This is a genomic window from Gemmatimonadota bacterium (assembly GCA_016719105.1).
Taxonomy (GTDB): Bacteria; Gemmatimonadota; Gemmatimonadetes; order Gemmatimonadales; family Gemmatimonadaceae; genus SCN-70-22.
The window spans coordinates 316,115-334,826 of the sequence record JADKAQ010000013.1; the positions used below are offsets into that span (position 1 = coordinate 316,115).

At 69.9% G+C, this 18,712-nt stretch carries 20 protein-coding genes and 1 pseudogene; 7 read left to right on the plus strand and 14 right to left on the minus strand.

All coding sequences use genetic code 11. The features are described from left to right. Positions 1-124 precede the first annotated feature (124 nt). From IPN47_14390 to IPN47_14405, 4 genes are all read right to left on the minus strand, one after another. Positions 125-790, minus strand: a complete 666-nt coding sequence (locus tag IPN47_14390; GenBank protein MBK9409205.1) for a hypothetical protein — start codon at positions 788-790, stop codon at positions 125-127. Beyond that, positions 768-1,667 (minus strand): DUF4105 domain-containing protein, encoded by a 900-nt coding sequence (locus IPN47_14395; protein ID MBK9409206.1) that lies wholly within the window; start codon positions 1,665-1,667, stop codon positions 768-770. The genes IPN47_14390 and IPN47_14395 overlap by 23 nt, the downstream gene beginning before the upstream one ends. 9 nt (positions 1,668-1,676) lie before the next feature. Continuing rightward, positions 1,677-2,915: a dicarboxylate/amino acid:cation symporter gene (locus IPN47_14400; GenBank protein MBK9409207.1), complete on the minus strand. Its 1,239-nt coding sequence runs from the start codon at positions 2,913-2,915 to the stop codon at positions 1,677-1,679. Between the two features lie 200 nt (positions 2,916-3,115). Further along, a complete protein-coding gene (locus tag IPN47_14405; protein MBK9409208.1) occupies positions 3,116-3,835 on the minus strand; it encodes a hypothetical protein in 720 nt (239 codons plus the stop codon). 149 nt (positions 3,836-3,984) lie between these two features. Between IPN47_14405 and IPN47_14410 the strand changes: the two genes are divergently transcribed. Beyond that, entirely contained in the window at positions 3,985-4,218 is a 234-nt protein-coding gene (locus IPN47_14410) for a CPXCG motif-containing cysteine-rich protein (GenBank protein ID MBK9409209.1), read from the plus strand. A gap of 201 nt (positions 4,219-4,419) precedes the next feature. Next, a pseudogene (locus tag IPN47_14415) lies at positions 4,420-5,398 on the plus strand (threonine/serine dehydratase). A gap of 51 nt (positions 5,399-5,449) precedes the next feature. Here the strand turns inward: IPN47_14415 and IPN47_14420 are convergent. Beyond that, positions 5,450-7,378 carry a PAS domain S-box protein gene (locus IPN47_14420; protein MBK9409210.1) on the minus strand — a complete coding sequence of 643 codons (1,929 nt, stop codon included), beginning with the start codon at positions 7,376-7,378 and terminating at the stop codon, positions 5,450-5,452. Positions 7,379-7,522: 144 nt separating this feature from the next. Here IPN47_14420 and IPN47_14425 point away from each other — a divergent pair, with 144 nt between their 5' ends. Continuing rightward, positions 7,523-7,924, plus strand: coding sequence for an RNA-binding protein (locus IPN47_14425; protein MBK9409211.1), 402 nt, complete (start codon positions 7,523-7,525; stop codon positions 7,922-7,924). A gap of 4 nt (positions 7,925-7,928) precedes the next feature. Here IPN47_14425 and IPN47_14430 read toward each other — a convergent pair whose 3' ends face one another. The 5 genes from IPN47_14430 to IPN47_14450 form a co-directional block, all read right to left on the minus strand. Then, entirely contained in the window at positions 7,929-8,624 is a 696-nt protein-coding gene (locus IPN47_14430; protein MBK9409212.1) for a hypothetical protein, read from the minus strand. Further along, complete coding sequence (locus IPN47_14435; protein ID MBK9409213.1) at positions 8,621-9,382, minus strand: LysM peptidoglycan-binding domain-containing protein; 762 nt, start codon at positions 9,380-9,382, stop codon at positions 8,621-8,623. Before IPN47_14435 ends, IPN47_14430 begins: the two co-directional genes overlap by 4 nt. Further along, complete coding sequence (locus IPN47_14440) at positions 9,379-9,951, minus strand: hypothetical protein (GenBank protein ID MBK9409214.1); 573 nt, start codon at positions 9,949-9,951, stop codon at positions 9,379-9,381. Before IPN47_14440 ends, IPN47_14435 begins: the two co-directional genes overlap by 4 nt. Positions 9,952-10,059: 108 nt before the next feature. Then, the gene (locus IPN47_14445) at positions 10,060-10,296 is read right to left on the minus strand and encodes a hypothetical protein (protein ID MBK9409215.1); all 237 of its coding nucleotides are present in this window, start codon (positions 10,294-10,296) and stop codon (positions 10,060-10,062) included. Positions 10,297-10,425: 129 nt separating this feature from the next. Next, positions 10,426-10,989 carry a thioredoxin family protein gene (locus IPN47_14450; GenBank protein MBK9409216.1) on the minus strand — a complete coding sequence of 188 codons (564 nt, stop codon included), beginning with the start codon at positions 10,987-10,989 and terminating at the stop codon, positions 10,426-10,428. Positions 10,990-11,241: 252 nt separating this feature from the next. On the opposite strand from IPN47_14450, the gene IPN47_14455 reads away from it, so the two are divergent. Then, the gene (locus tag IPN47_14455; GenBank protein MBK9409217.1) at positions 11,242-13,332 is read left to right on the plus strand and encodes a S9 family peptidase; all 2,091 of its coding nucleotides are present in this window, start codon (positions 11,242-11,244) and stop codon (positions 13,330-13,332) included. 11 nt (positions 13,333-13,343) lie between these two features. Here IPN47_14455 and IPN47_14460 read toward each other — a convergent pair whose 3' ends face one another. Beyond that, positions 13,344-14,084 (minus strand): FadR family transcriptional regulator, encoded by a 741-nt coding sequence (locus tag IPN47_14460; GenBank protein MBK9409218.1) that lies wholly within the window; start codon positions 14,082-14,084, stop codon positions 13,344-13,346. A gap of 61 nt (positions 14,085-14,145) precedes the next feature. On the opposite strand from IPN47_14460, the gene IPN47_14465 reads away from it, so the two are divergent. Beyond that, entirely contained in the window at positions 14,146-15,285 is a 1,140-nt protein-coding gene (locus tag IPN47_14465; GenBank protein ID MBK9409219.1) for a threonylcarbamoyl-AMP synthase, read from the plus strand. A gap of 105 nt (positions 15,286-15,390) precedes the next feature. Beyond that, complete coding sequence (nhaR, locus tag IPN47_14470; GenBank protein MBK9409220.1) at positions 15,391-16,290, plus strand: transcriptional activator NhaR; 900 nt, start codon at positions 15,391-15,393, stop codon at positions 16,288-16,290. Positions 16,291-16,311: 21 nt separating this feature from the next. Here nhaR and IPN47_14475 read toward each other — a convergent pair whose 3' ends face one another. The 3 genes from IPN47_14475 to IPN47_14485 are packed head-to-tail and all read right to left on the minus strand — an operon-like array spanning position 16,312 to position 17,746. Next, positions 16,312-16,767: a cbb3-type cytochrome c oxidase subunit I gene (locus IPN47_14475; protein ID MBK9409221.1), complete on the minus strand. Its 456-nt coding sequence runs from the start codon at positions 16,765-16,767 to the stop codon at positions 16,312-16,314. 13 nt (positions 16,768-16,780) lie between these two features. Further along, a complete protein-coding gene (locus tag IPN47_14480; GenBank protein MBK9409222.1) occupies positions 16,781-17,275 on the minus strand; it encodes a DUF4149 domain-containing protein in 495 nt (164 codons plus the stop codon). Between the two features lie 18 nt (positions 17,276-17,293). Then, on the minus strand, positions 17,294-17,746 hold the full coding sequence (locus IPN47_14485; GenBank protein ID MBK9409223.1) for a cbb3-type cytochrome c oxidase subunit I: 453 nt from the start codon (positions 17,744-17,746) through the stop codon (positions 17,294-17,296). A 155-nt stretch (positions 17,747-17,901) separates the two neighbouring features. Between IPN47_14485 and IPN47_14490 the strand changes: the two genes are divergently transcribed. Beyond that, a complete protein-coding gene (locus tag IPN47_14490) occupies positions 17,902-18,693 on the plus strand; it encodes a polyphosphate kinase 2 family protein (GenBank protein MBK9409224.1) in 792 nt (263 codons plus the stop codon). Positions 18,694-18,712: the final 19 nt, after the last annotated feature.

Genomic DNA, 18,712 nt, shown 5'->3' on the forward strand with positions numbered 1-18,712 from the left:
ACGAGAACGGCGACATGGGACCGTGGCGACGAGTGGGAGAAACGACGCCCGGGTGACGCGGCGTCGCACCATGGTCATACGCATCACCCGCCGTCACCGCTAGACGGCGCGCCCCCCCACGGTGTCAGGGAGCAGGATCTCGTGGTTCACGGCCCGTCTCGCGCTCGCGAGCCTCCTTGAGGCGTCGCAGCGCCACGCGCGCCCCCTCGGCCTCTCGCGTCCCCGGAAAGCGCTCCGCCAGGCGCCGCAGCTCGACCAGGGCGCGCCCGTCGTCGCCTAACGCCCCCAGGTACAGGTCGGCCAGCCGCTGGGTGGCATACAGCTCCGACTCGCGCGACGCCCCCACGCGGCGCAGCGCGCCGAACAGCTCGGCGGCGCGTCCCGCATTTCCGGCCCGCACGTGCAACTCCGCTGCCTGGCGCAGCGCGCGCGTGTTCTCCGGCTCGGCGACCAGCGTCGCCTCGTACGCCTCGATCGCCCCGGCTACGTCCCCGGCGACTTCGAGCGCATCATGCGCCGAAAAGGTGGCCTCGTACGGGACGCTCGATCCGCTGGGGTGCACGAAGGCGGCGATGGCGGCCGCGCTCCCCTCGGCAAAGCCCGACGAGAACTTCATGACGATGAAGCCGGCCACACCCCCCATCGCCACGGCCGTGACGAGGAGCCAGTAGCCCTTGATCCCCAGGAGGATGCCGAGCGGGATGCCGATCGCGCCGAAGATGACGCCGAGGCTGACCCCGGCGACGAGGGAGCGCGCGCGCGTCGGGTCAGCGCCCGGGCTGCGGCCCATTCCCGTCTCCGTCAGATGCAACCGGCGCTGGCGCCGCGACCATCCCCCGGCGAATGGCGGCCGAGAAGTCCTCGCCGGCACGGACCGCACGCGCCCGCTCGTTGATGCGGAAGCGCGCGCGCACGTCCTCCAGCGTCCCCGTCGCCTCGATGAGCCCGAGCGAGAGCGCCAGTTCGTCGGCGTAGCCCGGGAGAAGCGTGCGAACGCTGGAGGGGATGCGCCCCGGGACCATCCGGTTGACGTGATCGACCAGGTTGGACGTGCAGTTGTTGGTCAGCGTGTTGTAGAACTCGGGCGTCTCCTGCACCGCGTTGGCTCGGCGCATCATCTCCACGAACATCTGCCGCACGCGGGCTGGCGGCGCGGCGATGGGATAGAGGAAGACGTCGTCGCCGTCGAACAGCGCCCGGCGGCCGATGAGGTCGCGCTCCGTCCCCACGATGTACGCGAGTTCGAAGCGGCGCAGCACGCCCGGTACGAGCCCATACTCCTCACCCACCTCTCGGCGCGCCTCCACCGAGACTGCGATGTGTTCGCCATCGCGAAAGCCGAACGAGACGAAGGCGTGCGCCGGCCCGCGCCAGGTGGTGGAGAATGGGGTCAGGATGAACCAGACCGATTCGATCGCCGACAGATCGTACCGCCGATCGCGAAAGCCCGGCGTATACGCGGTACTCGAGGTGTAGGCGAAGTCGCGCACGCCGCGGAGCGTGACGGCGCTATCGCCCTCGAAGTCGGCGCGCGCCAACCGCGCATGATCACCGTCCCAGCTGCGCGCGGCCGACGGGCGCTGCGGGAGCGCCACGATCGCCCAGGCACCGGCGGCGGCGACCAGCAGCACGGCGAGCGACCGGCCGATCCAGGTGAGGATGCGCATGCGGGGTGCCTAACGTTTCGCTTCGGGCGAGCGCCCGAGGACCGAGGCCACCGTCATGTGCCCGGTCACGTTGAGCGTGGTCTTGAAGATGTCGGGGACGGCGTCGAGGGCAATGAGGATCCCGACGCCTTCCACCGGCAGCCCCACCGAGGGAAAGAGCGGCGCAATGATGAACAGCGAGCCGCTCGGGATCCCGGGGACCGAGAAACTCATTACCACGGCCGCGATGTAGAAGGTCGCCAGCGACTGGAAGCCAAACGGAACGCCATACAGCTTGGCGATGAACAGCCCGCCCACGATCCACGAGACCGCCAGGTTGAGCCGGAAGACCGACGCCGACAGCGGGATCACGAATCCCGAGACGTCACGCGGCAATCCCAACGCCTGCTCGGCGGAATCGAGCATCGCCGGAAGGGCGGCCAGCGACGAGCGCGTCCCCATGGCGACGGCCTGCGGCGGGAGCGCGGCGCGGGCGAACACGCGCGGCGACACGCGGCCGAGCACCACGGCCACGGGATAGAGCAGGAGGATCGCCGCCACGAGCAGTGCGACGTGGGTCGCCAGGTAGAAGCCGATCGCGCCGGCCCCCGAGACCCCGAGCTTGGCCCCCAGCGAAACGGCGAGCGCGAAGATGCCTAACGGGGAGGCCCACAGCACGGCCCGCACGAGGACCAGCATCGCATCGCCCGTCGCCTGGAAGACGCCGAGCACCGCGCCCCGCGTCTCCTCTGCCAGGCGGGAGATCGCGAGCGCGAAGGCGACCGTGAAGACGATGAGCGGAAGCATCGCCCCGTCGACCGCCGCGGCGAGCGGGTTCACCGGGACGAGCGAGGTGAGCCAGGCGCTAAACCCCGGGAGCGGGGGGACGGTGGTCGTGACGCCTGCCACGCGCTCGCGCAGCGCCGCCGCCGATGCCGCATCGACGGTGAGGCGCTCGTAGATCGGCGGCGCGACGAGGGCGGTGAAGAGCGCGATCCCCGCCAGCAATCCGACGAACAGGAGGAGGGCGCGGATCCCCAGTCGCCCCACCGAACCCAGGTCGCGCATCCCGGCGATCCCGGTGATCAGGAGCGAGACGACGAGCGGGATCACCGTCATCCGGATCGCGTTCACCCACAGCGTCCCCACCGGGTCGCTCACGGCGAGGAGCAGCGAGGCCGCGTCCGGCGATGCCGACGCGGCCGTGGCACCGACGGCGAAGCCGGTGGCGAGGGCGAGAATGGCTGCGGGGCCGCCGCTGATGCGCATGGCCCCAATGCTACGGGGCGTGCCGGTGATGCTCAACCACCGGCACGCCGGTGGTGCTCAACCACCGGCACGCCGGTGAGGCTCAACCACCGGCACGCCGGTGAGGCTCAACCACCGGCACGCCGGTGAGGCTCAAACAGCAGGGCGCCTCGCGCCGTTGCCCCGGCGTCGTTAGGCCCGCGCGAGGCCGCCCCGTCGCGCTAGAACAGCCCCCACTTGACCCCGAGGCGCCACACCAGCATCGGCGTCTCGCCCTCGTTCACCCGCAGCTGCACGTTGTTGTTCGGGAGGTCGATGATGTCCCCCCGCTTGAGGTAGCGGGTATTCCCGTTGCCGTGCCACCGCGCTCCGATGTCGATCGCCCCCTGCTTCGACTGGCCGACGGGGATCAGGATCCCGGCCCCGCCGGTCCAGGCGAAGATGGCGTCGTCGTAGTTGTTGGTGCTGGCGAACTCCTCGTCGGCGAAGGTCCCCTTCACGCTCGACTCGGTCCAGAAGACGGCGAAGCCCGCCGTGCCGTTCACGTAGGGGCGAATGGGCCCCGACGGCGCGGTGATCTGCGGCCCGAGCCCCATCCAGAAGATGTTGTTGGACGTGGTGAGATCGACGGTGATGCGCCCGCCGATCGTCGAGCTGAGCGGGACACGCTTGGTCTCGCGCCCGTAGCCGAGGAAGCCGAGTTCACCCCCCAGGCTGAAGATGCCCTGGCGGTCCAGCTTGTAGTGCACGTTGCCGTCGAGGCCGAACCCCTGCTTCACGTTCTGCTTGAAGTCCTGCTGCGGCACAGCATACGACAATGAAAGGCCGGCGAAGACGGGGGAGCGCCTGGGCCCCACCCCGGGCTTGTTGGACTCCTTGCCGACCGTGAAGACCTGCGCACCTGCCGCCGCCGGGAGCATCACCAGCGCCAGCCCCGCCATCACTCTCCTCGCGTACCACATACGTTCCTCGAACACTGCGTGGGGGGATCTCGTGCACCTGTTGCACGATGTCTCTGGTACGCCGTTCCCCCCGGCCGTGTTTCATCACGACACGCCGCGCATCCGCGCGACCTCGCTAGCTTGTCCGCATGGAATTCGATGACCCCGAAGAGTTCGACCTCGGCGACGGCACCGCCGACACCGAGACGACCGTTACCTGCCCGCACTGTGGGGAGGAGGTCGAGATCGCCGTCGACCCCGGCAGCGGCGCCGCACAGGAGTACGTCGAGGACTGCCAGGTGTGCTGTCGTCCGTGGAACGTGCACGTCACGTTCGACGACGAGGGGCACGCCGAGGTCGAGGTGTCACCACTCGACGAGTAGGAGCCAGCGCACCAGCGGTGGGCGGCGCACCGGCCGAGGCACGGGCCGGGAGCGGTCGACCGGTTGTGCGTTGGTGTGTAAACGAAGCGCACTTCCACGAGTCGATCGGGGACGGAGGCGATCGCGGCACGAGGCGACGCTGCGCCACCCCTCGCCCGCGACGCTCGTGGCCTCCATCACCGCCCCACTCGCACGCATCGCATGACCTCCCCCTGGCCCATCTCCCTCGACGATGTCCGCGCGGCGCACGCGCGGCTGGCGCCCTACCTGCAACCGTCGCCGTTGTACAACTATCCGCTGCTGGACGCGGCGGTGGGTCACGGCATCCAGGTGCTGGTCAAGCACGAGAACTTCAACCCGACCAATTCCTTCAAGGTGCGGAACGGGCTGTCGTTCATGACGGCACTTCCCGACGCGCAGCGCGCACGCGGGGTGGTCGCCGCCACGCGCGGCAACCACGGGTTGGGGATCGCCTACGCCGGGAAGACGTTCGGCGTGCGCACCGTCATCTGCGTCCCCGTCGGCAACAACCCCGACAAGAACGCCGGGATGCGCGCGTTAGGCGCCCGGGTCATCGAGGAAGGGCGCGACTACGATGAGTCGGTGCAGGTCGCGCAGCGACTCGTCGAGGCCGACGGCCTGGCGCTGGCCCACTCCACCAACGACCGCACCGTGCTGGCCGGCGCCGCGACGCTGTCGCTGGAGATGTTCGAACAGGCGGGGACGCTCGATGCGATCGTCGCGGTGGTGGGCGGTGGCTCGCAGGCGGTGGGGGCGATCACCGTGGCGCGCGCTCTCGCCATCCACCAAGGTCTACGCGGCCCAAGCCACCGGCGCTGCGGCGGCGCACGACTCGTGGCACAGCGGCCAGCGCATCACCCGGGAGCGTGCCGACACCTTTGCCGACGGTCTCGCCACGCGCAGCACCTACGACCTCACCTTTCCCGCGCTGCAGGCGGGGCTCGCCGGCTTCGTCACGGTGAGCGACGCCGAGATCGCCGACGCGGTGCGCCTGCTCATGTCGACCACGCACTCGCTGGTGGAAGGGGCCGGCGCCGGTGGGCTGGCCGCGCTCCGCACGCTGGCCCCGCAGCTGGCGGGACAACGCGTCGGGATCATCGTGAGCGGCGGCAACATCGACGAGGCAACGCTCCGGCGCATCATCCTGCGGGAGCTCTAGGAACGATCGCACGCAGCGAGGGCGAGGCCGCGTGGCCTCGCCTCGGCGTCGTTACGCCGCGCTGGGCGTCTGGTCGAGCAGAAGCCGCACGCGTCCGCGCAGTTCGTCCAGCGTGAACGGCTTGTGCAGGAAGTGCGAGATCCCGCCTCCGGCGCTCAAGTGCGCCTCGCGCTCGTGCGTGTAGCCGGACATGAAGAGGATGCACAGGTCGGGACGCTCGAGCTGGAGCGCCGACGCCAGCTCGCGCCCCCCCATCACCGGCATCACGATGTCGGTGAGCAGGAGATCGACTTGCGTCCCCAGTTCGCGGGCGATGGTCAGCGCCTCCGCGCCGTTGGCCGCTTCGTACACGCGATAGCCGGCGCGCTCGAGCGTGCGGCGCGTCATCGCCCGCACGAGCTGCTCGTCCTCGACCACGAGGATCGTCTCGGAGCCACGGCGCATGTCGCTGTTCGATGGGCGCACCACGGCCGCGCGCGGCACCGTGGCGGTGCGCGGGAGGTAGATCGTGAAGGTCGACCCGCTCCCCGGGGTACTGTCCACCCAGATGAAGCCACCGCTCTGCTTCACCACGCCGTACACCGTCGACAGCCCCATCCCGGTGCCGTGCCCCTTCGCCTTCGTGGTGAAGAACGGCTCGAAGGCGCGCGACAGCGTGATGGCGTCCATGCCCACACCACTGTCCTTCACCGACAGCTGCACGTACTCGCCCGGTGGCATCGGCGGGTGGGCGCGCGCGAAGGCTTCGTCGGCGACCAGGTTCGAGGTCTCCAGCACGAGCGTGCCGCCCCCCGGCATGGCATCGCGGGCGTTGACCACGAGGTTGAGCAGCACCTGCTCCACCTGCACCGGGTCGGCGGTCACGGCGCCTAACGGCTCTCCCTCCAGGAACGTGAGCTGCACCGCCTCGCCCACCAGCCGCTCGAGCAGCTTCCAGACCGCCCCCACCACCTCGTTGAGGTCGATGACCCGCGGCTGCAGGACCTGCTGCCGGCTGAAGGCGAGCAGCTGCCGCGTGAGCGTCGCCGCCCGCTCGGCCGCCTGCCCGATCTCCTCCAGCTCCTCCTGCAGCTCGGTCGGGAGCGCGCCGTTCGCCATGATGAGCTGCGCATTCCCGCGGATGACCGTCAGGAGGTTGTTGAAGTCGTGGGCCACGCCACCGGCCAGGCGCCCCACGGCCTCGATGCGCTGCGACTGCTGCAGCCGGGCCTGCAGCTCCTCCCACGCCGTCACGTCGCGCGAGGTGGCCACGATCCCCTGCACCGCGGGATCGTCCCCCAGGTTGCGCGCCGAGGTCATGAGCGTGCGCCAGCTGCCGTCTGCGTGCCGCACGCGATACTGCGCGCGCTGCCCCCGCGACGGATCCCGCGTCAGCTCCCGGAAGAGCTCGACGATGTGCGCCTGGTCGTCCGGGTGGATGCGCTCCACCGGGTTGCGCCCCAGCACCTCCGACGGCTGCAACCCCAGCACGGCCGACACCGCCGGCGACACGTACCGCACCTTCCCCTCGCCATCGAGGATCGTCACCAGGTCGCTCGCACTCTCGATGATGGTGCGGTACAGCGCCTCGCTGCGCCGCAGCTCATCCTCGGCGTGCTGGCGCGCCGTGATGTCGAGCAGATAGGCGATGACACCGACGATCGCCCCCCCCTCGTCGACGAACGGCTCGAAGCGCGTCATCATCCACGCCGGCGCCCCGTCGGGCGACTGCCAGATGCGCGGCTGGGCCGACTGCACGCGCTCGCCCGCCAGGACGCGGCGCAGCTGGTCGACCACCCCCTCCTCGCGCAGGTACGGGAAGAGTTCCGGCGCCACCCGACCGATCACCGACGCAGCGGCCACGCCGGTGCGCGCCTCCATGAACCGGTTCCACACCCGGTAGCGCAATTCGCGATCGTACACCACGATTCCCTCACCCGCGCTGTCGAGCAGCCGCGAGGCGAAGCGCGCGGGATCCCAGGTGGTGGGATCGCTGGGCATCGGCGGATCGGTGAGTGGTGTACTCAATCGTCGCTGGGGCGAAGAAGACGCAACGACCGGACGCACGCCAGTGCGTGACGCGCACCACCGGCGGCGCCTGAGACGGCGAGAGATCTTGAATACCGAAAACGAGGACCAGAGTCAGTGACTGACGACACAGAGACCGCCGGCAAGGTCCGGCTCGACAAGTGGCTCTGGGCCGCCCGCTTCTTCAAGACGCGTGCGCTCGCGGCCGAGGCCATCGACGGCGGTCGCATCGAAGTGAACGGTGAACGCGCCAAGCGCTCCAAGGCGGTCCAGGTTGGTGACACCGTCCGTGTCAGGCGCCCGCCCTTCGAACAGGTCGTCGTCGTCACCGCCGTTTCGGACAACCGCGGTTCGGCCACGATTGCCGCCGGCCTCTACCGTGAGACCGACGCGTCGGCGCAGGCGCGCGAGTCGCTCGCCGAGCAGATGCGGGCGGTGGGCCCGCCGGCTTTCCGTGACAAGGGGCGCCCCAGCAAGAAGGAACGCCGCGACATCAGTCGCCTGCGCCCCCGCGACTGAGCGCCTAACGCACGTCGGCGAGCGTGGCCAGCGTGCGGCGATCGAGGCGGTGCCCGCCGTCGAACTCGTGTACGCGAAACGGGAGCGCCGAGTCGTCGAGGCGTCGCCGCACCGCCTCCAGGTTGATCCACGGCAGGTACTCGTCGCGGCTGCCGAGCACCAGGTCGAGGCCGTCCGGCGGGAAGCGATGCCGGGTCGCGGCGAGGTCGACGTCGCCCGGGAGTTCGCCGGCCCAGGCGATCACGCGCGACGCCTGGGTCGTCCCGCGCGTGACCCAGCGCAGCAACGTCGGCACCCCCTGCGAAAAGCCGAGCGCGATGATGGGGCGTCCGTCCGCCAGCTGCTCGACGACGCGATCGAGATAGCCGATGTAGTCAGCGATCTCGGCGTCCCGATCCTCGCGCGTCATCCAGGTGGCGCCGACGGGACGCCCGGGGTGACCGCCCCCGGTTTCCTTCCCCGAGTAGAAGCGATTGAGCGCCTCCGGGGCGACGATGGCGCGCGTGTCGTCGGCAATGCCCCCGAAGGGCACCAGGAAGTCGGCGGCGAGTTGCCCGTAGCCATGCAGCACGACCCACACCTCGCGCGCCGTCGCCAGGTTACCTAACGATCGCACGCGCGCCGATCGCGGCGTGACGACGCGATGCTCGCGCTGCTTCTCGTGCTCCAGACGCAGCGCGGCGCGTAGTTCCTCGGTCATGGCACCTCAGGCTTGACGAGCAGGCGGCGTCCCGCGGTGATGCGGGTGGACGTGAGCGCATTCCACGCCACGAGCGAATCGCTCGGGACGCCGTACCGGCGGGCGATGAAGTCCAGGGCCTCGCCGCGCTGCACCAGATGATAGATGGCGCGGCGCGACGCGGCGGCTGTCGCTTCGGTTGCCCGTCGTTCGGCCTCGCTGGCCGCACGAAGCGTCGCCTGCCGCCGGGACAGGACGGCCAGGACGCTATCCACACGCGGCCGGTCGAGAGGCGCGAAGGCGAAGGCATCGCCCCCCGCGCTCCCCGTCAGCCGCACGCCGGTGCGCGTGCCGAGGTACAGTCGCTCGAACTGCACCGACAGCGGGCGATCGTACGGAAGCGAGCGTTCGAGGTACTCCTGCGGCTCGAAGCCACGTTGCAGCAGCGGCTCCGGCGGTACGCCCACGTAGAGCAGGCGCCGGTCCGTCGCCGCGAGCACGCCGTGCGTCACGCGAAACGAGTCCCACCAGTGGCGCTGCAGGACGGGGACGCGCCACTCCACGCGCTCGCCGCGTTCCAGCAACGCCTCGATCTCCGCATTGGCCTTTCGGGCGCTCCCCTCGGCGTCGCCGCGATGGAAGAAGAGCAGCGCCGCGACCCCCGCCAAGGCCGCCAAGCCGACGAACAGCCACGCCGAGGTGACCAGCACGCGCAGCAGGCGGCGGGTCGAGCGCGGGAGGGTCCGCCGCACCGGGCGCGGCGCGGCGGCCGTCGTCACCAGGGACGGGCGGAGACTTCGTTAGGCGCGCCGGCCGGACGACGCCGGTCACGCTCGCCCTCGCGCCGGTTCCGCGGGTCGCGCATGGCGGTGGCCAGCGAGTCGCCCTTGGCGATCTGGCGCGCATCGAGGAGCGTGCGGATCTCGCGTCGCGCACCGTCGTTGTTGAGCCGGATCGAGTCGATCACCGGCGCCGCCAACTGCTGGAAGCGACGGAAGGCCTCCCGATTCTGCTCGTCCACCCGTCGCCGCGCGTTGAGGTCGATCCCGACCACCTCGCGCAACGAGTCGAGCTGTCGCATGAAGGGCGAGTTCTGCAAACGCAGCCGTCGGCGCACGTCGATCAACCCGGTGCGTTGCCCGGGGGTCAATTCCAGCTCGCGCGACAGTTCGAGGTAGAACGACACGGGTTCGCCGTCGGTGAGGTCGAAGGTGAACTCGGGGCGCGGGCCGCCAAACGGCGGGGCGCCGCCACCGCGCTGTGCGCGGGCGACGAGTGGCGTGGCGGCGATGGCGATCGCACAGACGATCGCGTTGACAATCGCGATGAGGGCAAGCAGGCGGCGCATGGAATCGCTCCGAGGCAACCGGAAGAGGCGAGAGGTCGTCTCCGTACGACACGCCATGCACCCTTCTACCCCGTCACCCTCGCGCGGTGACGGGGACGGCGCGTGCGACTAGTGCTTCGCTGCCCCTTCGGCCGCGGGCGCGGCATGATCGCCAGCGGGGGCGCCATGCTCCGCCGCCGGGCCGTGCGACGTGCCACCGTTGGGACGCGACGGATCGGTCGGATGGATGTAGGTGCGCGACTTGATCGTGCCGGCCAGAACGAACGCCCCCACCGCCAGCGCGGTGATGAACGTGGCAATGCCCCAGCCCTGCGAGAAGTTGGCTTCCTTGCGTCCAGCGGCCATGACGTCCTCGTACTCGTGTGCGGTGATCGCGCGAACACCCGTCGCGCGGCGACGCGGAAAACTAGCGATCAACGCTCCGAATGCGGAGTCCGTTCGCGCGAGCAGTTGGGGCCCGCCGGGCGATGCCGATCAGACGACCCCTCCCCCCGCCACCGATTCCCCCACCCCTTCTCCCGCCGAGGCACGCTCGGCGATCCGCAGGATCTCGTCCAGGAGCGTCCGCCCGCGGTCGCGCGCGTACCACTGGCGCACGTGCTTGTAGCGCTCGGTCTTCTCCAGCTGGAGCCCCTCGGCCATGAACCACTCCTGCAGCGGCCCGGGGCGCGGCCCCCACCAGCCGACTTCCTCGAACTGGTCGTCCAGGACGATCACGACCGGAATCGAGCGGGACGTCCCCGTCAGGTGGCTGTCCATCAGGTCGGGGTTGGCATCGCGCCCCATGACCTTCAACTCGAAGTTCGGGAGCTGCTCGACCAGCTTGGAGAGGATCGGGACGACGTTGACCGCGTCCCCGCACCAGTCCTCGGCCAGGGCAATCAGCTTCCACTCCCCGGGAATGGCCCGCGCGCGCTCGACCATCCCCTCGGGGAGGCGCGCGGTCCGGTACACCGCCGGCCAGAGCTCGGTGTTGGCAGCGACCGTCGAGAGGAAGGTGGGAAAGTCCGGGGCTGCAGCGAAACGATCAGGGGTCATGAACATAACCGAATTGGCATCTAGTTAACCTTACTCTGGACCAAGTCTCGTCGCCCCGGATTGGTTCCGGCAGGGGGGAAATGCCCCACCGTGTTGTGCGCTATCCCCTTTCCGCCACGTGAGGGTCTCGGCTAGCTTCGCCCCTCCACGGACCCACCGGAGACCGAAGACATGGACGTGCACGGCTCCCCGCGCTGTTTTCCGGTCCGGACGCTTCGCCTCGCCCGCGCCTTCCTCCTCTTCGCCTGGCCGATGGCCCTCGCCGGACAAAGCCCGACCTATCCCGCCACCCGCCGAGGCGACGTCGTCGAGACGCTGCACGGCACGCCGGTGGCCGATCCCTATCGCTGGCTGGAGTCGCTCAACGCCCCCGAGACCGGGGAGTGGATCGCCGCCCAGAACCTGGTGACCGAACGCTACCTCGCCTCGCTCCCGCAGCGAGCCGTCCTGCGCGATCGCCTCACCGCCCTCTGGAACTACCCGCGAGTCTCCCTCCCCACGCGCCTCGCCAACGGCGTCCTTTTCTATCGTCGCAACAGCGGCCTGCAGAAGCAGTTCGTGGTCCTCGCGCGCTCGTCGCCGAGCACCCCCGCCAAGGTGATTCTCGACCCCAACACCCTCTCCCCGGACGGGTCGGTCGCGCTGTCGCAGTACGAGCCGGCCCCCGACGGGCGGCACGTCGCCTATGCCCTCTCGCCGGGCGGTGCCGACTGGCAGGACGTGAAGATCCGCCAGGTCCGAACGGGGAAGGACCTCGCCGAGACGCTGCAGTGGGTCCGCTTCTCCGGGCTGGCCTGGACCCGCGACGGCAAGGGGTTCTTCTATTCCCGCTACCCCGCGCGCAGCGACGCCGAAAAGCTCAGCGCCGCGCTCGAACACCAGAAGGTCTACTATCATCGCCTCGGGACGCCGCAGGAGCAGGACGTCCTGGTCTATGAACGCCCCGACCTCCCCACCTGGTTCATCAACGCCTCGGTCAGCGAGGACGGACGCTACCTCTTCGTCTACATGGCCAAGGGGGCCGACAGCCGCAATCGCCTCTACGTCGCCGACCTCGGCGACCCCAAGGCGCCTAACGTCGCGGCGGCCCCGGTCCCGGTGGTGGAAGAGGACGACGGCGAGTTTGCCGTCATCGGCAACGTGGGGAGCACGCTCTACGTCAGCACCGACCTCGGCGCCCCGCGGCGCAAGGTCGTCGCCATTTCGCTCGCGGAGCGCGCGCGCAGCAAGTGGCGCACGATCCTCCCCGAGGGGGCGCACACGATCGAGAACGTGCACCTGACCAAGACGCACCTCGTGGTCACGCGGCTGGTCGACGTGCGCGGCGAACTCTCGCTCTACACGCTCGACGGGAAGGGGGCCGGGAAGGTCTCGCTCCCGGGCATCGGCACCGTCGCCGGGGTCAGCACCTCGCGCGACTTCTCGGGCTTCTACTACGCCTTCACCTCCCCGCTCTACCCCACCACCGTCTTCCGCTACGACATCGCCACCCGCGGCAATGTCCCGTTCGACGCGCCCACCATGGCGTTCGATCCCTCGCGCTACGAGACCACGCAGCGCTTCGCCACCTCGAAGGACGGGACGCGCGTCCCGTACTTCGTCACGCATCGCAAGGGGCTCCCGCTCGACGGCGCCAACCCGACGATGCTGTACGCATACGGCGGCTTCTCGGTGAGTCTCCTGCCGTCGTTCTCCCCGTCCAACGTGGCCTGGATGGAACAGGGGGGCGTGTGGGTCACGGCGTCGCTGCGCGGCGGCGGTGAGTACGGCGAGGCGTGGCACCAGGCGGGGATGCGAGACAAGAAGCAGCACGTCTTTGACGATTTCATCGCGGTCGCCGAGCAGCTCATCGCCGACAAGGTCACCTCGAGCGCGCACCTGACGATCGAGGGGGGCTCAAACGGCGGACTGCTGGTGGGCGCCGTGATGACGCAGCGCCCCGAGCTGTTCGCCGTCGCCCTCCCCGCGGTCGGCGTCCTCGACATGCTGCGCTACCACAAGTTCACCGGCGGCGCCGCGTGGGCCACCGAGTACGGCTCGGCCGACGAAGCCGATGCCTTCCCGTATCTGCTCGCCTACTCGCCGCTGCATAACGTGAAGGCGGGGACGTGCCATCCGGCGACGCTCATCACCACCGCCGACCACGACGACCGCGTCGTCCCGTCGCACTCCTTCAAGTTCGCGGCGACGCTGCAGGCAGCGCAGGCCACGCAGGGGTGCGACCGCCCGGTGCTGATTCGTGTCGAGACGCAGGGCTCGCACGGCTACCGCCCCACCGACAAGCTCATCGCCGAAACCGCCGACGTCCTCGCCTTCGCGCTGGCCCGCACGGCGAAGCACTGAGCGTCGCGGCGTTAGGCCTGGGCCGACGTCGCCACCGCTACCGGGGCCGGTCCACGCAACGAGCGCAGCACCGCCGAGACGTGCCCGAGGTGGGTGGCCATCGCCGTCCCCGCCGCCTCGGCGTCCTGCCGCTCGACCGCCGCCACAATCTCGGCGTGGCTCCGGATGGCCCCGCCGATCTCGTCGCGGAACCCCACCATGAAGACCCGCTCCGAGCGCAGCATCGTGAGCAGCGTCCGGCTGACGATCTCCAACACCGGATTGCCGGTCGCGCGCGCCAGCTCGTAGTGGAAGTCGCCGTCGGCGTCGATGAAGGCGCGCGTGAGGTGCTGCTGCGCTTCCATCGTGCGCATGTGGGCGCGCAGTCGCTCGATGTGCTCGGCCGTGCGGTGCTGCGCCGCCAGCCGCGCGATGGGCACCTCGAGGATCTCGCGCGCCTCCTGCAGATGCTCCGGCGTGTTGCGCGCATCGCGCAGCAACAGCGACATCGATTCGACGACGTGATCCGTGGTCAGCGTGGCCACGAACGTCCCGCGCCCCACGTGCACCTCCACCAGCCCCTTCTCGGCGAGCGACTTGATCGCCTCGCGCACCGCCGCGCGGCTCACGCCGAAGTGCGTCGCCAACTCCCGTTCGGCGGGGATGCGGTCGCCGGGCTTGAGTTCACCCGAGAGGATTTGCGCCTGCACGTGCTCCACGATCTCCTGGAACAGGCGCTCCTTGGGGCGGATCGGATCGAACGGGACGGACATGTGCGGTTGGCGAGACGGGCGGCTCACGAGCGGCGTTCGGGGTACCACGCCCCCTCGGGGAATGGCTCGCCCGCAACGTAGCCCGCGCGCCGTCCCCCGGCAAACGATCCCCGCGCGTGGGGCGACTAGATTTCGCCAACCCGATCGCTCCCACTCCGTGCCGCCAGCCGACGCCCTCCCCCGCATCCTCGTCGCCGACCCCGCCGATCCCACCGCCTTTGCCGCGGCCATCGACGAGGGGGCGGCGGTGATTCGCGCGGGTGGTCTGGTCGCCTTTCCCACCGAGACGGTCTACGGGCTCGGTGCCAACGCGCTGAGTGAGACGGCGGTGCAGCGCATCTACGCCGCCAAGGGGCGACCGGCATTCAATCCGCTCATCGTCCACCTCGCCGACGTGTCGCAGCTTCCGACGGTCGCGCGCGCGGTGCCGCCGGTGGCGCACACGCTCGCGCAGGCGTTCTGGCCCGGGCCGCTCACCCTGGTCCTCCCGCGCGTCCTGTCGCTTCCCGATGCGGTCAGTGCGGGGCTCGACACCGTGGGGGTGCGCGTCCCCTCGCACCCGGTGGCCCACGCCCTCATCGCCCGCGCCGGAGTCCCGATCGCCGCGCCGAGTGCGAACGCCTTCACGCGCGTCTCGGCCACCACCGCCGCGCACGTCGTGGCCCAACTGGGCGCAGCGGTCGACCTGGTCCTCGATGGCGGGGCGACCAGCGTGGGGATCGAGTCCACCGTGGTCGACGTCACCGGCGCGCGCCCCGTGCTGTTGCGGCTGGGTGGGGTGACGCGCGAGGCGCTGGAGCGCGTCATCGGCCCGGTCGATGTCGTTAGGCACGCCCCGGCGGGGGAGGCCCCGCGACCGTCGCCGGGGATGATCGACCGGCACTACGCCCCGCGCGCGCGTTTGCACCCCTTCGCCGACGACGACCGCCCGCGGGTCTGGGGGCGCCTGGCCGCACTCGAAGACGCAGGGGTTCGCACCGGCCTCGTCGCCTTCGACGTCGAGGACCATGCCGCGACCGTGGCGATCGAGATGCCGCGCGACGCCTCGGGCTACGCGCGGATGCTCTACGCGGCCTTGCACGCGCTCGACGCCGCCGGCTGTTCGGTGGCGTTCGTCGAGGCGATTCCCGATGGCGACGCGTGGGAGGCGATCGCCGATCGGTTGCGGCGCGCCGGACTCGCCCCTCCGGGCGACACGTGAGCGCCCCCCCTACCGTTCGGCGCGGCGGTCACGTCGCGAGAACGAACCGATGGGGCGCGGCGTTGATCGCCTAGCGCGCTCTTCACTTCCTTCCTGCCGCCGCGTATGCCCTGGCTCAACTACCATCACCTGCTCTACTTCTGGACCGTCGCCCGCACCGGAAGCGTGACCAAGGCGTGCCAGGAGTTGCACCTCACGCAGCCGGCCGTGAGCGCGCAGATCCGGATGCTCGAGCGCGCCTTCGGGGAGAAGCTCTTCGTCAAGCGCGGGCGCAACCTCGCGCTCACCGACGTCGGGCGCCTCGTCTATCGCTACGCCGACGAGATCTTCCTGCTCGGGCGCGAGATGCAGGAGACGCTGGCGGGGCGACCGAGCGGGCGCCCGCAGCGACTGGTGGTCGGTGTCTGCGACCAGGTCCCCAAGCTCATCGCCTTCCGCCTGCTGGAGCCGGTGCTGCGCCAGGGCGACGCCGTGCACCTGGTGCTGCGCGACGACAAGCCGGAACGGCTCTTTGCCGACCTGGCCATCCACTCGCTCGACCTGGTGATCTCCGATACCCCGGTGGGGGCGAGTGCGAAGGTGCGCGCCTTCAACCACTTGTTAGGCGAGACCGACGTCACGATCTACGGCGCGCCGGCGCTGGCCGCCCACTACCGCAAGCGCTTTCCCGAATCGCTGGCGGGGGCGCCCTTCCTCCTCCCCACCGAGGGAACGACGCTGCATCGGTCGCTCGCCGCCTGGTTCGACTCGATCGGGGTGCGTCCGAACATCGTCGCCGAGATCGACGACAGTGCGGTGCTCAAGGTCTTCGGGCAAGGGGGGATCGGGCTCTTCGCCTCGCCGACCGCCATCGAAGCCGACGTGATGCAGCAGTACGGGGTGAAGCCGGTGGGGCGCGTCGAGTCCATCAAGGAGCGCTTTTACGCCATCTCCATCGAGCGCAGGATCACGCACCCGGTGGTCAAGGAAATCACGTCCGAGGCGCGCGTTCACCTCTTCGGGTGAGTGGTCGGCGAGCGCGATGGCTCAGAAGCGCTCGCCCTTGGCCTCGCGCACCGCGCTCCCCACCGCCCGCACGCGCGACCACATCGTGTGGAAGAAGGTCGCGATCCCCATCACCTGCAACGTCCCGGCGACGACCACCGCGGCGCGCAGCAGCGGCGCCTGGCTCCAGATCCGCCCAGATTCCCCCGCCAGACGCAACGCCGTCCCGATCGCCATGCACCAGTAGGCCACCTCGGCCAGGCGCGGATCGTAGCGACGGTCTTCCTTGTCAGGGCGCGGGAAGAGCCAGAGGGCGACCCCTTGGATCATCATCATCACGAAGCCCACCAGGATGGCGTGCGTGTGGGCCGAGACCTGATACGGCGATGGCCACGAGCGCCCGAGCTCGCGCTGCACCAGGCTCACCAGCCCGAGCACGAGGCCAATGGCCAAGAAGCCGATCGCGGTCTTGATGTAGCGACGGACGATGCGGTGCACGGCCCGGGACTCGTCAGGCGCGCACGAGACGAACGGCGGCCACCACCACGCCTAACGCGGCGATGGCCCCGAATCGCGCCAGCAGCACCACGCGCCGGCGAATCGCGGCCCCGTCAGGGCGAGCGTCCAGTTCCCGCGCCCTGGACGGCGAGAGCGCCACGTCGTGCACCAGGCTCAGGACGAGCATCAGCGTCACCAGCCCCAGCTTCCACCCTAACGCCAGCCCCACCCCCGCGCTCCAGAAGGCGCGACTGGAGAGGAGCGACCACGCCAGCCAACCACGATACCAGAGGAGCCACGTCCCGCTGAGCAGGAGGAGGATCACCGCCCCCCACCCTACCGTGCGAAAGCGCAAGCCGATCGCCTCCCACAGCGCGGTGCGCAGCGAGGGCGGCTCCACCGTGCGCAGCGCGGGGGCTCCGACCAGTGCGATGAAGAGCACGCCGCCGATCCAGGTGACGGCCGCCAGGATGTGCAGCGTGACGAGGGTGAAGTAGAGCGTGCGCACCGGACCGTGGCTCGGGCGTCAGTCGGGCTGGATGAGGGGGAGCCCCGAGGGGCGCCGCTGGACGCGCTGCAGCACCCTGGGCCCATCGATGGTGCGCCAGAGGTTGTAGATGAAGAGGTAGGCACCGATGGCCGAGAAGATGCCGCCGGCTCCCTGCACCGGGTAGGCGCGCGCGCCGATGTGGGGGATGAGCGCAAAGCCGATGGACAGCGTCGCCAGGCCGAGGTTGGCCACCCAGAAGTGGATCGCGGCCAGTCGCTTGTCGTGCAGCGGGTGCCCCATGAAGCGCGGGATCACGTGATAGGCAACGCCGAAGATCATCATCGAGACGAAGCCCAGCAGGTTCATGTGGAAGTGGGCCGTGCGGTAGATGGCCGCGTGAGGCCACGACGACATCACCGCCCCCAGGGTGACGCCGATCCCGAACCAAGTGAGGCTCGACTTGAGGAATGCCTTCGAGAACCAGTCCATCGGTCACTCCTGTCGCACGGTCACGGGTCGCGGATTCGTCATTCGGCGCGCAATATCAGAGGAGCCGATCGCCGCTCGCGTGCGGGATCTCCCCACCCAACCGGCGACATTCCCTGAAATGCGGCATAACGCATATATGATTCTCAAGCCCATCGATCCCTCAGACGCGCTTCCCGCTCGCCGACGGCACCGCCAAGGCCCCGAAGGGGCTCCCCACGGGCGACGACCTCAAGCGTCTCCTCTCGGTCGAACAGCAGCGGCTGGGCGAGCTGCAGTCGGCCTTCTATGCAGATCGCCGTCACGCGCTGCTGGTGGTCCTGCAGGGGCGCGATGCCTCGGGGAAGGACGGGACGATCCGCTCCGTCTTCGACGCCTGCAACCCGCAGGGATGCCAGGTCGCCTCGTTCAAGGCCCCCACCGACCTCGAACTCTCCCACGATTTCCTCTGGCGCGTGCACCAGGTGGTGCCACCGAAGGGGATGATCGGGATCTTCAACCGCTCACACTACGAAGACGTCCTCGTGGTGCGCGTGAAGAACTTCGTCCCCAAGAGCGTCTGGAGCCGGCGCTACCGGCAGATCAACGACTTCGAGCAGATGCTCACCGAGAACGGCGTCGTGATCCTCAAGTTCTTCCTGCACATCTCCAAGGAAGAGCAGCGGGAGCAGTTCCTCGAGCGGCTCACCGATCCGACCAAGAACTGGAAGTTCCGCGCCGGCGACCTCGACGACCGCGCGCTCTGGGGTGAGTACACGCGGGCCTACCGGGATGCCCTGCGGAAGTGCAGCACCAAGGCGGCGCCGTGGTACCTCGTGCCGTCGGACAATCGCACGGCGCGCAACTACCTCATCACGCGGGTGATCGCCGAGACGCTCGCCGGGCTCAGGCCGGAGTATCCGCGGGCGTCGAAGGAGATCCTGGCCTTGAAGGGGCAGCTCGGGCGGTAGCGCACGCGAGCCTGGGACC